11 protein-coding genes and 1 other annotated feature (1 of these 12 only partly in view) are annotated in these 15,380 nt (G+C 41.5%); all 11 genes read left to right on the forward strand.

Annotated features, from left to right (window positions below; translation table 11 throughout):
* Positions 1-108 (forward strand) — a sequence feature (ribosomal protein L10 leader region) (it extends 76 nt beyond the left edge of the window).
* 16 nt (positions 109-124) lie between these two features.
* Positions 125-628 carry a 50S ribosomal protein L10 gene (gene rplJ, locus EHS13_RS01080; protein ID WP_155698547.1) on the forward strand — a complete coding sequence of 168 codons (504 nt, stop codon included), beginning with the start codon at positions 125-127 and terminating at the stop codon, positions 626-628.
* 65 nt (positions 629-693) lie between these two features.
* On the forward strand, positions 694-1,062 hold the full coding sequence (gene rplL, locus EHS13_RS01085; RefSeq protein ID WP_405083545.1) for a 50S ribosomal protein L7/L12: 369 nt from the start codon (positions 694-696) through the stop codon (positions 1,060-1,062).
* Between the two features lie 114 nt (positions 1,063-1,176).
* The gene (locus tag EHS13_RS01090; RefSeq protein WP_155698549.1) at positions 1,177-1,779 is read left to right on the forward strand and encodes a class I SAM-dependent methyltransferase; all 603 of its coding nucleotides are present in this window, start codon (positions 1,177-1,179) and stop codon (positions 1,777-1,779) included.
* Between the two features lie 233 nt (positions 1,780-2,012).
* Positions 2,013-5,546, forward strand: a complete 3,534-nt coding sequence (gene rpoB / locus EHS13_RS01095) for a DNA-directed RNA polymerase subunit beta (protein WP_155698551.1) — start codon at positions 2,013-2,015, stop codon at positions 5,544-5,546.
* Positions 5,547-5,589: 43 nt separating this feature from the next.
* Entirely contained in the window at positions 5,590-9,234 is a 3,645-nt protein-coding gene (rpoC, locus tag EHS13_RS01100) for a DNA-directed RNA polymerase subunit beta' (protein ID WP_155698553.1), read from the forward strand.
* Between the two features lie 211 nt (positions 9,235-9,445).
* A complete protein-coding gene (locus EHS13_RS01105; protein ID WP_155698555.1) occupies positions 9,446-9,697 on the forward strand; it encodes a ribosomal L7Ae/L30e/S12e/Gadd45 family protein in 252 nt (83 codons plus the stop codon).
* 161 nt (positions 9,698-9,858) lie between these two features.
* Positions 9,859-10,278 (forward strand): 30S ribosomal protein S12, encoded by a 420-nt coding sequence (gene rpsL, locus EHS13_RS01110; protein ID WP_155698557.1) that lies wholly within the window; start codon positions 9,859-9,861, stop codon positions 10,276-10,278.
* 45 nt (positions 10,279-10,323) lie between these two features.
* On the forward strand, positions 10,324-10,794 hold the full coding sequence (gene rpsG / locus EHS13_RS01115; RefSeq protein ID WP_155698558.1) for a 30S ribosomal protein S7: 471 nt from the start codon (positions 10,324-10,326) through the stop codon (positions 10,792-10,794).
* A gap of 30 nt (positions 10,795-10,824) precedes the next feature.
* Complete coding sequence (gene fusA / locus EHS13_RS01120; RefSeq protein ID WP_155698560.1) at positions 10,825-12,900, forward strand: elongation factor G; 2,076 nt, start codon at positions 10,825-10,827, stop codon at positions 12,898-12,900.
* Between the two features lie 31 nt (positions 12,901-12,931).
* Positions 12,932-14,122 carry an elongation factor Tu gene (gene tuf / locus EHS13_RS01125; protein ID WP_155698562.1) on the forward strand — a complete coding sequence of 397 codons (1,191 nt, stop codon included), beginning with the start codon at positions 12,932-12,934 and terminating at the stop codon, positions 14,120-14,122.
* 942 nt (positions 14,123-15,064) lie between these two features.
* Positions 15,065-15,373: a 30S ribosomal protein S10 gene (rpsJ, locus tag EHS13_RS01130; RefSeq protein ID WP_155698563.1), complete on the forward strand. Its 309-nt coding sequence runs from the start codon at positions 15,065-15,067 to the stop codon at positions 15,371-15,373.
* The last annotated feature ends 7 nt before the right edge of the window (positions 15,374-15,380 follow it).

Raw genomic sequence — 15,380 nt, forward strand, 5'->3', positions numbered from 1 at the left:
GAAGCTTAATATCCCGCCGAGGTTTGTGATATAGATTCGGATTTCTTTATTGAGATATCGGAAGTATCCTGCCTTCGTATAGTCTACGAAGGCTTTTCTATTTGTACAAACAGGAGGTGTAAAGATGGGTAATGCAAAAATTCAAGGAGAAAAATCCTTGCTTGTATCAGAAGTGACCACTAAGTTTCGTGAAAGCTCTTGTTCCATTGTTGCTGATTACCGTGGGTTGAATTCTACTCAAGTTACGAATCTTCGTAAAGCTCTTCGTGATGCTGGGATCGAATTTCAAGTTATCAAGAACACATTGGCAAGACGTGCAACTGCTGACGCAAATCTAACCGATTTGGATGCTTACTTAACAGGACCAACAGCTATTGCTTTTAGTAAAAGTGATGTTGTCGCTCCAGCTAAGATTTTGTCAGACTTCGCTAAGAAGAATGATAAATTGAATCTAAAAGGCGCAATTGTTGAAGGTAAAGTTGTTGGACCGGATCAAATTAAAGCATTGGCAGACTTGCCATCTCGCGATGGAATGCTTTCTATGTTGCTTAGCGTATTGCAAGCGCCTGTGCGTAATTTCGCACTTGCTGTTAAAGCAGTTGCTGAACAAAAAGAAGCACAAGCTTAATTTTATTCAATTCGTATCAAACTCGCACTAAAAAATAAACTAATGATAACAATGGAGGTTTAACCATGAGTATTACTAATGCAGAAATTCTAGAAGCAATCAAAGGGAAAACAATTTTGGAGTTAAACGATTTGGTTAAAGCAATTGAAGAAGAGTTTGGCGTAACAGCAGCAGCACCAGCAGCAGCTGGCGGCGCAGTTGCAGCAGTTGAAGAAGAAGAACAATCCGAATTTGATGTTATCTTGACTTCAGCTGGTCAAGCTAAAATCAACGTTATCAAAGCGGTTCGTGAAATCACTGGTCTTGGTTTGAAAGAAGCAAAAGATCTAGTTGACGGAGCACCAAAAGCAGTTAAAGAAAAAGTATCTAAAGAAGATGCAGAAGCAATCAAAGCTAAGCTTACAGAAGCTGGAGCTTCCATCGAAATCAAATAGTTTAAACTCGCAACCCTCTGAGGCATCAGGCTTTGTTAACAAGATTCTTCTTGTTAACTGCCCAATACTTCAAAGGGTTGTTTTTTTATTTTCATCGAACGGGAGGTCGGTTCAATGACGGAGCATTATTATTCGGCTAAACCTACGACGGCGCATGAGCTCAATCAGATCCAAGTTAACCTTAGAGGCAAGGATTTTACCTTTATTACGGATGCAGGTGTATTTTCTAAAAAGGAAATTGATTTTGGAAGTAAGCTGCTCATTGAGACTATGAGTATGAATAGGAAGGATTCCGTGCTCGATGTTGGTTGTGGGTACGGACCCATTGGAATTAGTGCGGCGCTGCTTGCGGATCAAGGTCGAGTGACAATGGTTGATATTAATGAACGAGCGGTTCTTCTCAGTCGTGATAACGCTAAGCGGAATGGAGTGAATAATGTGACAGTCCTGCAAAGTGATTTGCTGGCTCAGGTAGTGGACCAAACATTTAATTGTATTCTGACGAATCCGCCGATTCGCGCTGGTAAAACGATTGTACATGAAATATTTGTTCAAGCTTATGCAGCACTTGTTCCTGGAGGCCAGTTGTGGGTAGTTATTCAGAAAAAACAAGGTGCTCCATCTGCATTTGCCAAGCTTGAAACGTTGTTTGGAAACGTCATAGAAGTAACAAAAGACAAGGGCTATCGAATTTTTAAAGCTACAAAAATAAATTGACTTCATTTTTCCAGTGTGGTATAGTTATAAAATGTCAGTATTAAGATGGGATATATGTCTTTAGTTAGCTAAAATGTCAAGTCTTTTTTTTCGAGGGGTCAGAAAGAGAATTTTAACAGCTCATGCATAGTGTTAAAATTTTTATGCTAATCTGCGGGGTGGAAGATTATGGTATTTTTTGCTTTCAGAAGGTTATTAGGTAAGTTTGAGTAGACTTGAGGGGTGGATTACAGTTGGCGGGACATATTGTTCAATTCGGACGACGTAAACGCAGGAGTTATGCACGGATTCGTGAAGTGCTGGATATTCCTAACCTGATCGAAATTCAACAAAAATCATATGAATGGTTTTTGGAAGAAGGATTGCGCGAAATGTTCCAGGATATTTCTCCGATTCAAGACTTCACAGGGAATTTAGTTTTAGAATTCATTGATTATAGCTTGGGCGATCCCAAGTATACGGTGGATGACTCCAAAGAACGTGACGTTACTTATGCTGCGCCATTGCGAGTCAAAGTACGTTTATTTAATAAAGAAACCGGTGAAGTGAAAGAGCAAGAAGTTTTCATGGGTGATTTCCCTATTATGACCGATACAGGCACATTCATTATTAATGGTGCAGAACGTGTTATCGTTAGTCAGCTAGTTCGTTCTCCTAGCGTTTATTTTAGCACAAAAATCGATAAAAATGGTAAGAAAAATTACACAGCAACAGTCATCCCTAATCGGGGTGCTTGGCTTGAATTGGAAACAGATGCGAAGGACATTATTTATGTTCGTATTGATCGTACGCGTAAGATTCCTGTCACTGTTTTATTGCGCGCATTGGGCTTTGGAACAGATGCTGAAATTATCGATTTGCTTGGTGATGATGAGTATATTCGTAATACGCTTGATAAAGATAACACGGATTCGACAGACAAAGCATTGATTGAAATCTATGAAAGATTGCGTCCAGGTGAGCCGCCAACATTAGACAATGCAAGAAGTCTACTTGTTGCACGCTTTTTTGACCCTAAACGTTATGATCTTGCCAATGTTGGTCGTTACAAAATCAACAAAAAACTGCATATTAAAAACCGTTTGTTTAATCAGAGATTAGCAGAAACTTTGTTCGATCCCGAAACAGGTGAAATTATTGCAGAAGCAGGACAATCCTTGGATCGTCGTCTTTTGGATGAAATTTTGCCTCACTTGGAAAAAGGTGTGGGCTTTAAGCAATATATCGTACATGGTGGCGTAACGGAAACGGATAAAATCCCTATGCAAGCCATTGATGTATATTCACCAATTGAAGAAGGTAAAGTAATTAAGGTTATTGCAAATGGAACGATTGATAAAGGCGTGAAGAATATCACACCTGCAGATATCATTTCATCGATTAATTATTTCATTAATCTATTGCATGGTATTGGATCTACGGATGATATTGATCACTTAGGTAATCGACGTCTTCGTTCAGTTGGGGAGCTTCTACAGAATCAATTCCGTATCGGTTTATCCCGTATGGAACGGGTTGTTCGTGAGCGTATGTCGATTCAAGATGCTAATGTTATCACTCCACAGGCCTTGATTAATATACGTCCAGTTATTGCTTCAATTAAAGAGTTCTTCGGAAGCTCACAATTGTCTCAATTTATGGATCAGACGAATCCTTTGGCTGAGCTGACGCATAAGCGTCGTCTATCTGCCCTAGGGCCCGGTGGTTTGACGCGTGAACGCGCAGGGTTTGAAGTGCGTGACGTTCATTACTCTCACTATGGTCGTATGTGTCCAATTGAAACTCCCGAAGGTCCGAACATTGGGTTGATTAACTCCTTGTCCACTTTTGCTCGTATCAATGAATATGGTTTTATTGAAGCACCTTACCGTTGGGTTGATCCTAAAACAGGAGTTGTAACTGAGAAAATTTCTTATGTAACAGCTGACGAAGAAGACAACTATATTGTTGCTCAAGCAAATGCAGAGCTAGGCGAGGATAATAGATTTGCGAATGAAACCGTCATTGTTCGTTTCCGAGGGGATAATCTTTATGTACCGCGGGATCGTGTCGATTATATGGATGTTTCACCTAAGCAAGTTGTATCTGTAGCAACAGCGCTGATTCCTTTCCTTGAGAATGATGACTCCAACCGTGCTCTAATGGGATCAAACATGCAGCGTCAAGCCGTACCTTTACTTATTCCGCGTTCCCCTTTAGTTGGGACAGGGATGGAGCATAAGGCTGCTAAGGATTCAGGCGTGTGTGTTGTTTCTAAATGTGATGGTGTTGTTGAAAGAGTTTCGGCTAATGAAATTACGGTTCGTCGTCAAGAATTAGTGGATGGCAAGCTAGTTAGCGGAAATCTTGTTAAATATAAATTGCATAAGTTTATCCGTTCAAATCAAGGCACATGTATCAACCAACGTCCTCTCGTCTATCGTGGAGAAGTCGTTAAAACGGGAGATATCTTGGCTGATGGACCTTCAACGGAGCAAGGTGAATTAGCATTAGGGCGTAACGTTGTCGTGGCCTTCATGGCATGGGAAGGCTACAACTATGAGGATGCGATTCTTCTAAGCGAAAAGTTAGTTAAAGAGGATGTTTATACCTCTATCCATATTGAAGAGTATGAGTCCGAAGCCCGTGATACGAAGCTTGGACCTGAAGAAATCACACGTGATATCCCGAATGTCGGCGAAGATGCATTACGCAACTTAGACGAACGCGGAATTATCCGGGTCGGTGCTGAGATTGGTGCAGGCGATATTCTAGTTGGTAAAGTAACCCCTAAGGGAGTTACCGAATTAACAGCAGAAGAACGCTTATTGCATGCGATTTTTGGTGAAAAAGCAAGAGAAGTTAGAGACACTTCACTTCGCGTGCCGCATGGTACCGATGGAATTGTTGTGGACGTTAAGGTCTTTACCCGTGAGAATGGGGATGAGCTTCCACCGGGTGTTAATCAACTCGTACGTGTTTATATTGCCCAAAAGCGGAAAATATCCGAAGGGGATAAAATGGCAGGACGTCATGGTAATAAAGGGGTTATTGCCCGAATCTTACCTGAGGAAGATATGCCGTTCCTACCGGATGGTACTGCAGTTGAAGTTGTCTTGAATCCACTAGGTGTTCCTTCTCGTATGAACATTGGTCAAGTACTTGAAGTGCATCTAGGCTTTGCTGCTAAATTGTTAGGTATTCATACCGCTACTCCTGTATTTGATGGAGCTCGTGAGAATGACGTATTTGACACTATGGAAGAAGCCGGTATGCAACGTAGTGGTAAGACCAAGCTTTATGATGGTCGCAGTGGTGAAGAGTTTGAACGTGAAGTTACGGTTGGGGTCATGTATATGATCAAGCTGGCACATATGGTCGACGATAAAATCCATGCACGTTCCACAGGTCCTTACTCTCTTGTTACACAACAACCATTGGGCGGTAAAGCTCAATTTGGTGGTCAACGTTTCGGGGAAATGGAAGTTTGGGCATTGGAAGCTTACGGCGCAGCCTATACACTGCAAGAAATTTTGACCGTAAAATCGGATGATGTTGTAGGTCGCGTCAAAACGTACGAATCGATTGTTAAAGGCGAGAACGTTCCTGAACCAGGTGTGCCTGAATCGTTTAAGGTTCTAATAAAAGAACTACAAAGCTTGGGAATGGACGTAAAAATCTTGTCTGCAACCGAGGAAGAAATCGAGATGCGTGATCTAGATGATGATGAAATAGCCAATGACAAGCTGAACTTGAATTTAGAGGGCGCAGAATTGGGTATGGAGTAAACGATTTTTTGCCGGCAAATACATTTTTAAGGTGGGCTGCTCCTTGATCGACGTGAACAATTTTGAATATATGAAAATTGGTTTGGCTTCGCCAGAAAAGATCCGCTCGTGGTCGCGCGGCGAAGTGAAGAAACCAGAAACCATTAACTACAGAACATTAAAGCCGGAAAAAGAAGGCTTGTTCTGTGAAAAGATTTTTGGACCAACCAAGGATTGGGAATGTCATTGTGGTAAATACAAGCGTGTTCGTTATAAAGGCGTAGTTTGTGATCGTTGCGGCGTAGAAGTAACCCGTCAAAAGGTTCGTCGCGAGCGCATGGGTCATATTGAATTAGCTGCTCCAGTATCACACATTTGGTACTTCAAAGGGATTCCAAGCCGCATGGGCTTAGCGCTAGATATGTCTCCTCGTTCATTAGAGGAAGTAATCTATTTTGCATCCTATGTTGTAACAGATCCTGGTGATACACCACTTGAGAAAAAGCAACTGTTGTCCGAGAAAGAATATCGCAGCTACCGTGAGAAATATGGTTATGCGTTTTCTGCTGGAATGGGCGCAGAAGCTGTTAAGAAATTGCTGCAAGACATCGATATCACTAAGGATCTTGAACATTTGAAGGAAGAGCTGAAAACAGCACAAGGCCAACGTCGTAATCGTGCGATTAAACGTCTTGAGGTTATCGAAGCTTTCCGTAATTCCAAGAATGCTCCTGAGTGGATGGTACTTGATGTACTTCCTGTAATTCCTCCTGAATTACGTCCGATGGTACAGCTAGATGGAGGTCGTTTTGCGACTTCTGACTTGAATGATTTGTATCGTCGTGTAATTAACCGTAACAACCGTTTGAAGCGTCTGCTTGATTTAGGAGCTCCGGATATCATTGTTCAGAATGAAAAACGGATGCTGCAAGAAGCTGTTGATGCATTGATTGATAATGGTCGTCGTGGCCGTCCGGTAACAGGACCTGGTAACAGACCGTTAAAATCCTTGAGTCATATGCTTAAAGGTAAGCAAGGTCGTTTCCGCCAGAACTTACTAGGTAAACGGGTAGATTATTCAGGACGTTCCGTAATCGTTGTAGGACCTAGCTTGAAAATGTACCAATGTGGACTTCCTAAAGAAATGGCTTTGGAGCTTTTCAAACCGTTTGTTATGAAGGAACTAGTTAATAAAGGCTTAGCCCATAATATTAAAAGCGCAAAACGTAAAGTAGAACGTGTTAGCCCAGAGGTATGGGACGTTCTAGAAGAAGTTATTCGCGAGCATCCGGTTCTTCTGAACCGTGCACCAACGTTGCATAGATTAGGGATTCAAGCGTTTGAACCGATTTTAGTTGAAGGACGCGCAATCAAGCTGCATCCTTTGGTATGTACAGCTTACAATGCCGATTTTGATGGTGACCAAATGGCGGTCCACGTTCCACTTTCTGCAGAAGCGCAAGCTGAAGCTAGATTGCTGATGCTGGCATCCGGTAACATTTTGAATCCAAAAGACGGCAAGCCGGTTGTAACACCTTCACAGGATATGGTTCTAGGCTGCTTCTACTTAACAATGGCGGATAAGACCTCCAAAGGTTCCTATTTGATATTGGCTTCAGTTAAAGAAGCATTCTCCTTGTATCAACGTGGAAGTGCATCCTTACACGCAGTTGTTGCGATTCAAGCTAAGGTTCTGAACAAGACGAGCTTTAATGAAAAACAACAGAATGCGATCTTATTAACGACAATCGGCAAAATTATCTTTAACGATATTTTCCCTGCTGATTTCCCGTATATCAATGAATCAACAAAAACAAATCTGCTTAATGGTACGCCTGAAGAGTATTTTGTATACGAAAAAGGTGCTAACATTAAAGAAAGAATCGATGCTTTTACGGAGAAATTAGCCGTTGGTAAAGAGTATCTGGGTTCAATCATTGCAGAGTGCTTCCGTCGTTACCAAACAACCTTAACTTCAACGATCCTTGATAATATCAAAGGCCTTGGCTTTACGTACTCGACTAAATCGGGTATTACCATTGCTGTATCTGATGTTACTGTTCCGTTAGAGAAGGACAAAATTATTAAAGATTCTGATGAAAAAGTCAGAATAGTTACCAATCAGTTCCGTCGCGGTTTAATCACCGACGAAGAGCGTTATGATCGCGTAATTAGTATCTGGAGCGATGCGAAGGAAGAGATTACAACGATTCTAATGAACTCGTTGCAGAAGTTCAACTCCATTAACATGATGGTTGAGTCTAAAGCACGTGGTAACAAATCTCAAATTACACAGCTAGGCGGTATGCGTGGTCTAATGGCCAATCCGTCCGGTCGTATTATTGAATTGCCGATCAAATCTAACTTCCGCGAAGGCTTAACCGTTTTGGAATACTTTATTTCCACTCATGGAGCGCGTAAAGGTTTGGCGGATACAGCACTAAGAACAGCCGATTCCGGATATCTAACTCGTCGACTTGTTGATGTGGCGCAGGATGTTATCGTACGTGAAGAGGATTGTGGTACAGATAAGGGCTTTACCGTTACTAAGATCCAAGATGGTAAAGAAGTTATTGAAGATCTATATGACCGTATTGAAGGTAGATACGCATTCGAAACGATTAAACATCCGGAAACGGGTGAGGTTCTCGTTACCCGTAATGAGTTAATTGAAGCTTCAATCGCAGATAGTATCATTAATGCCGGCATTGAAAAAATGCAAATTCGTTCCGTATTGAGCTGCAGAGCACGTTGGGGCGTTTGTAAGAAATGTTATGGCCGTAACTTGGCTACTGGTCAACACGTTGAAATTGGGGAAGCAGTTGGTATTATTGCGGCTCAATCCATTGGAGAACCAGGAACTCAATTGACTATGCGTACTTTCCATACCGGTGGTGTGGCAGGAGACGATATTACTCAAGGTTTGCCGCGTATTCAAGAATTATTTGAAGCACGTAATCCAAAAGGTCAAGCGATTATCTCAGAAGTTGACGGCGTGATTAAAGAAATCCGCGAAGCTAAGGATCGTCGAGAAATCGAAGTTCAAGGCGAAGCAGAAGCTAAGATCTATGCAGTAACTTACGGATCCAGAATTCGTGTAACCAAAGGACAACAAGTAGAAGCCGGAGATGAGTTAACAGACGGTTCTATCGATCCTAAGGACATGCTGCGGATTAAAGGTATTCGTGGAGTACAGAATTACATTCTTCAAGAAGTACAACGCGTTTATCGTAACCAAGGTGTTGAAATTAATGATAAGCACATTGAGGTTATGATTCGTCAAATGCTTCGTAAGATTCGAATCGTGGATGCAGGGAATACTACCCTATTACCGGGTGCTTTCGTTGATATTCATGAATATGAAGCAGCTAATAAAACAGCTTTGTACGCCGGTGAAGAGCCAGCAGTTGCTAAGCCAGTGCTTCTTGGTATTACTAAAGCCTCATTAGAAACGGATTCCTTCTTATCCGCAGCATCATTCCAAGAAACAACAAGAGTTCTTACGGATGCAGCGATAAAAGGAAAAGTCGATCAATTGTTGGGCTTGAAGGAAAATGTTATCATTGGTAAGTTAATTCCGGCTGGTACGGGTATGGCGAGATATCGCAACATTCGTTTAACCAACCCGAACGAAATCGCCCTTGCTAACAGTGCCCTGACAGACGAAACCATTGAAAATGATGGCGAAGTTGTAGTAAGCGCTAAGTAAATTGTTAACATAGATTGATGCTTGGTTTTAAGAAATATAAGAAAGAATAAGCTCCATAAAATTCTAGCATTATATTTCTGGGTAAATGCCGCCACCTTCTTTTGGAAGATTGGCGGAGCCATTTATCCTTGACAGAGCAATTTCGAAGTGATAATATATCAAAGTGTGCCAAAATCGTATTTTTTACACCTGATCCTTGGAGGTTGTTTAATTGCCTTATGAAAAGGTGAAACAGGCCGATAAAATAAGTATAGGTACTAAACAGGCAACTAAAATGATTGAGGCTGGGAAAGCTCAAGAAGTTTTTGTAGCTAAGGATGCAGATCCACGAGTTACAACTAAAGTAATTGCTCTTTGCAAAAAGATGGGCGTACAAGTCACTTACGTCGATTCCATGAAATTGCTTGGAAAAGCGTGTGGAATAGAAGTTGGTGCGGCTATTGCTGCTGTTGTGAATGAATGACATTCTATGTTTTTGTCTTAGGATAAACAGCATGAGGATCAATATAATCATGAGGTTCATCCTGAGACAAAAACTTTTCCTTTGTTCATTTACGAACCACCTGGATCTGTGGGCTTGTTAAAGAGAGTGTTTCTGAATAATTAGAGGAAGGAGGAAGCGAAATGCCAACAATTAATCAACTGGTTCGCAAAGGACGTCAAGCAAAAGTTTATAAGTCCAAATCTCCAGCGTTGCAAAAAGGCTTCAACGCCTTGAACCGTGAAGAGACTTCAATAAGCGCTCCTCAAAAACGTGGTGTTTGTACACGTGTAGGAACAATGACACCAAAAAAACCAAACTCAGCATTGCGTAAATATGCCCGTGTTCGTTTAACAAACCGTGTTGAAGTTACTGCATATATTCCGGGAATTGGTCATAACCTTCAAGAGCATAGTGTTGTTCTTGTTCGTGGTGGAAGAATTAAAGATTTACCAGGGGTACGTTATCATATCGTCCGTGGAGCATTGGATACAGCTGGGGTGAATAACCGTAAGCAATCCCGTTCCAAGTACGGTACTAAGCGTCCGAAAGTTAAGAAATAATAGTTACACTAATATGAATTAAACGCACAAGAAAGGGGGATAACAATGCCACGTAAAGGTCCCGTTACCCGTAGAGATGTATTACCGGATCCGATATATAGCAGCAAGTTAGTTACTCGTTTGATCAACCGTATTATGATTGATGGAAAAAGAGGAACTGCTCAAACTATTTTATATGATGCGTTCAAGTCAATTCAAGAGCGTTCAGGTAAAGATCCAATGGAAGTTTTCGAACAAGCAATTAAGAACATCATGCCAGTACTAGAAGTTAAAGCACGTCGTGTAGGCGGAGCAAACTATCAAGTGCCGATCGAAGTAAAACCAGAGCGTCGTACAGCATTAGGATTGCGTTGGTTGGTTCACTATTCGCGTTTGCGCGGAGAAAAAACCATGGAAGAACGTCTTGCAGCTGAGATTCTAGATGCTAGCAATAGCACTGGAGCTGCTGTTAAGAAACGTGAAGATACACACAAAATGGCTGAAGCTAATAAAGCTTTCGCTCATTATCGCTGGTAGAATATATATTATTCGAAAGGAGACATAAACATGGCTAGAGAGTTCTCCTTAAAAGATACACGTAACATCGGGATTATGGCGCATATTGATGCTGGTAAAACAACCACAACCGAACGTATTTTGTTCTATACAGGGATTACACACAAAATCGGTGAAGTGCACGAAGGTGCAGCAACGATGGACTGGATGGAACAAGAGCAAGAGCGCGGAATTACGATTACATCCGCTGCAACAACGGCTCAGTGGAAAGGTCACCGTATTAATATTATCGATACTCCTGGACACGTAGACTTCACAGTTGAAGTTGAACGTTCACTTCGTGTATTGGATGGGGCAGTGTGTGTGTTTGACGCCAAAGGCGGCGTTGAACCACAATCAGAAACAGTTTGGCGTCAAGCGGATCGTTACAACGTACCTCGTCTTTGTTACGTTAATAAGATGGATATTATCGGAGCTGATTTTCAAGGCACGATTGACCAGATTAGAGACAGATTGCGTTCAAACGCAGTAGCTATACAATTTCCAATCGGTACTGAGAATGATTTCGTTGGAATTATTGACCTTATCGAAAACTGTGCTTATCTATACAAGGACGATAAAGGAAACAATATCGAAACTATTGAAATTCCAGATGAGTACAAGGAAAGAGCAGCTGCATTGCGTCTTGAATTGTTTGAAAAGGTAGCAGAGTTAGATGAAGATCTAACAATGAAGTATCTTGAAGGCGAAGAAATTACTTTGCCTGAATTAAAAGCAGCTTTGCGTAAAGGTACATGCGAAGTTAAAATTGTTCCTGTACTTTGCGGTTCTTCTTATAAGAATAAAGGTGTTCAGCTTTTGTTGGATGCTGTTGTAGACTTCCTTCCAGCACCAATTGATGTCCCTGACATTAAAGGCTTGCTAGAAGATGGTTCAGAAACTACTCGTAAATCGGATGATTCACAGCCGTTTTCATCACTTGCTTTCAAAATTATGACGGATCCTTTTGTTGGAAGACTTACGTTTTTCCGCGTATATTCCGGTACATTAGCATCAGGCTCGTATGTTCTGAATTCAACAAAAGGTAAACGTGAAAGAATTGGACGTATTCTACAAATGCATGCTAACAATCGTCAAGAAATCTCTATTGTATATTCAGGGGATATTGCCGCAGCTGTTGGTTTGAAGGATACGACTACTGGCGATACTTTATGTGATGAAAAAGAACCTGTTATCCTTGAAAAAATGAATTTTCCAGATCCCGTTATCTCCGTTGCAATTGAGCCAAAAACAAAAGTAGACCAAGATAAAATGGGTCTTGCCTTGTCTAAGCTTGCTGAAGAAGATCCAACCTTTAGAACACATACAGATGAAGAAACGAATCAAACGATTATTTCTGGGATGGGTGAGCTTCACCTTGAAATCATTGTTGACCGTATGATGCGCGAATTCAAAGTAGAAGCTAATGTTGGTAAACCTCAGGTTGCATACAGAGAAACATTCCGTACATCTGCTAAGGTTGAAGGTAAGTTTGTTCGTCAATCCGGTGGTCGTGGACAATATGGTCATGTATGGGTTGAGTTTTCCCCTCGTGAACCAGGTGAAGGTTTCCTATTCGAGAACAAAACTGTGGGTGGATCGGTTCCTCGTGAATACGTAGCACCTGTCGGAGCTGGTATCGAAGAAGCATTGAAGACTGGTGTTGTAGCGGGCTTCCCGTTAGTAGATATCAAAGCTACATTGTTTGATGGATCCTACCATGATGTCGATTCCAACGAAATGGCGTTTAAAATTGCTGGATCAATGGCATTGAAAGCAGCTAAAGAGAAATGTAATCCTTGCTTGCTTGAACCGATTTTCAAAGTGGAAGTTAACGTACCAGAAGATTACATGGGCGATGTTATTGGAGATTTGAGCTCCCGTCGCGGACGTATCGAAGGTATGGACGAACGTCACGGAACTCGTATCGTAAGAGCTAAGGTGCCTTTGGCAGAAATGTTTGGTTATTCCACAACATTGCGTTCCCGTACTCAAGGTCGCGGAACATTCTCAATGGAACTATCTCATTATGAAGAAGTGCCTAAAAACGTTGCAGAAGAAATTATTGCAAAACATAAAGGCGCATAAAATATAAATTATATTAAGGAGGATTATTCTCATGGCAAAAGCAAAATTCGAACGTAATAAACCGCATATTAATATCGGTACAATTGGTCACGTCGATCATGGTAAAACAACTCTTACAGCTGCAATTACAAATGTATTAGCAAAAAGATACGGTGGTGCTGCTGTAGCATTTGACCAAATCGATAAGGCTCCAGAAGAACGCGAACGCGGAATCACAATTTCAACAGCTCATGTTGAATATGAAACTCCAGTTCGTCACTATGCACACGTTGACTGTCCTGGACATGCCGATTATGTTAAGAACATGATCACTGGTGCTGCTCAAATGGATGGCGCAATTCTTGTTGTTTCCGCTGCTGATGGCCCTATGCCACAAACACGTGAGCACATTCTATTGTCCCGTCAAGTTGGCGTACCTTACATCGTTGTTTTCATGAACAAATGCGACACTGTTGAAGACGAAGAATTGTTAGAATTAGTTGAAATGGAAATTCGTGATCTTTTGACAGCTCAAGAATTCCCAGGCGACGATACTCCAATCATTCGTGGTTCAGCTCGTGAAGCTTTGCAAAACCCTGAAGGTGCTTGGGCTGACAAAATCATCGAATTGTTCGAACAAATCGAAGCTTTTATCCCTAACCCAGAACGTGATACAGATAAGCCTTTCTTGATGCCGGTTGAGGATGTTTTCTCAATCACGGGTCGTGGAACAGTTGCTACAGGACGCGTTGAACGTGGGAAAGTTAAAATCGGCGAAGAAATCGAAATCGTTGGTATTCACGAAGAAACTAAGAAATCAATCGTTACTGGTGTTGAAATGTTCAGAAAGTTGTTAGACTCCGCTCAAGCTGGGGATAACATCGGAGCACTTCTACGTGGTGTCGATCGTAAAGATATCGAGCGCGGTCAAGTTTTGGCTAAGCCCGGTTCAGTTAAACCACACACTAACTTTACAGCACAAATTTACGTTTTGACTAAAGAAGAAGGCGGACGTCACAAACCATTCTTTTCCGGTTACCGTCCACAGTTCTACTTCCGTACAACAGACGTAACTGGAGTTATTACACTTCCAGAAGGTACTGAAATGGTTATGCCTGGTGATAACATCACTGTTACTGTTGAGCTAATCAACCCAATCGCTATCGAAGATGGAACTCGCTTCGCTATTCGTGAAGGTGGCCGTACTGTTGGAGCTGGAGCTGTTGCTTCAATCCAAAAATAATTATTACAGCTAAGCAATTAGCTAACATAGTGAGCTCTCATTCAGCAATGGATGAGGGCTCATTTATTTGGAGTATGGTAAAAATGCAAAACAAGCTGCGCAGAACACTTGATAAAGTGAAGCCGCGGTGCGTAAGGGGTATGCTTTTCGGGATCAGTTGAAAACGTGTTTCTTCTATTAGATAGAACAAATGGTTGAAACACGTTATTCAAAGTCACCACGTAAACTCTCCATAGCACACCCCTCACTCCCTTTCAGCACTTTATATATTCGCTAAACTTGATTGTTTTAATACATACACACACTTCAAAAAAATGAAGTGGGTAAGAAAGAGAAATTCAGCACGCAGTGCCTGAATTATAAAAAGGCTTAAAGTAATTAAAATCAAGCAGCTCAGTAATAAACAAACAAGCTCGTTGCTTTCTAAAATACAGAAATGAGGCGGTACAGATCGCGTTTCTACTATATATAGAAGAAGCCAAATGAAAAACAAAGTTTCTTAGCTGGTTGTAGCTCTTGAATTTAGTACAGACTGATTAATGAATGGTGTAAGGGAGTGATGGGTGTGTCTGGAAAGTTTACGGGTGACATCAGGAGTTTGCGGTAGCAAGCTCACACTGCTTGAATATTGCATTCTTACCATTTGTTTTATTCCAATAAATAAGAATGCAATTTCAAGAGTGGCTGGAAGACGCATCTATCACGTACTGAAACTCATCATTTTAATCAGTATTTCCCCACCTGCCTGTGCTCCAAACTAATTGAAAACTTCTTCTTGCTTTTTATTTTGATATTTCGTATAATAGTGAACGTTGGTCTGTGACGTTGTGATGATGTGAGAGGTTGCCGACACACACGGCCCCTTTGCCATAGGGGATGTGGTTGGAGAATTTTCACGGAGTATGTCCGATACTAAATTGGGCGATAGAAGGAGGGACTTATATGGCAAAGCAAAAGATTCGTATCCGTTTGAAGGCATACGATCATAGAATTCTTGATGCATCTGCTGAGAAAATTGTTGATACTGCAAAACGTTCCGGTGCAAGTGTTTCCGGGCCGATTCCGTTACCTACGGAAAAGCAAATTATCACAGTACTACGCGCAGTGCACAAATACAAGGATTCACGGGAACAATTCGAAATGCGCACTCATAAGCGTTTAATCGATATTGTCAACCCAACGCCGCAAACGGTAGACGCATTAATGCGTTTAGATTTACCGTCTGGCGTCGACATTGAGATTAAACTATAATATTCGG

It is taken from the genome of Paenibacillus psychroresistens (assembly GCF_009728935.1).
Lineage (GTDB): Bacteria > Bacillota > Bacilli > Paenibacillales > NBRC-103111 > Paenibacillus_AC > Paenibacillus_AC psychroresistens.

Coding starts and splice junctions, on each gene's coding strand:
- rplJ (WP_155698547.1), top strand. CDS start 125: ATGGGTAATGCAAAAATTCAAGGAGAAAAATCCTTGCTTGTATCAGAA.
- rplL (WP_405083545.1), top strand. CDS start 694: ATGAGTATTACTAATGCAGAAATTCTAGAAGCAATCAAAGGGAAAACA.
- EHS13_RS01090 (WP_155698549.1), top strand. CDS start 1,177: ATGACGGAGCATTATTATTCGGCTAAACCTACGACGGCGCATGAGCTC.
- rpsL (WP_155698557.1), top strand. CDS start 9,859: ATGCCAACAATTAATCAACTGGTTCGCAAAGGACGTCAAGCAAAAGTT.
- rpsG (WP_155698558.1), top strand. CDS start 10,324: ATGCCACGTAAAGGTCCCGTTACCCGTAGAGATGTATTACCGGATCCG.
- fusA (WP_155698560.1), top strand. CDS start 10,825: ATGGCTAGAGAGTTCTCCTTAAAAGATACACGTAACATCGGGATTATG.
- tuf (WP_155698562.1), top strand. CDS start 12,932: ATGGCAAAAGCAAAATTCGAACGTAATAAACCGCATATTAATATCGGT.
- rpsJ (WP_155698563.1), top strand. CDS start 15,065: ATGGCAAAGCAAAAGATTCGTATCCGTTTGAAGGCATACGATCATAGA.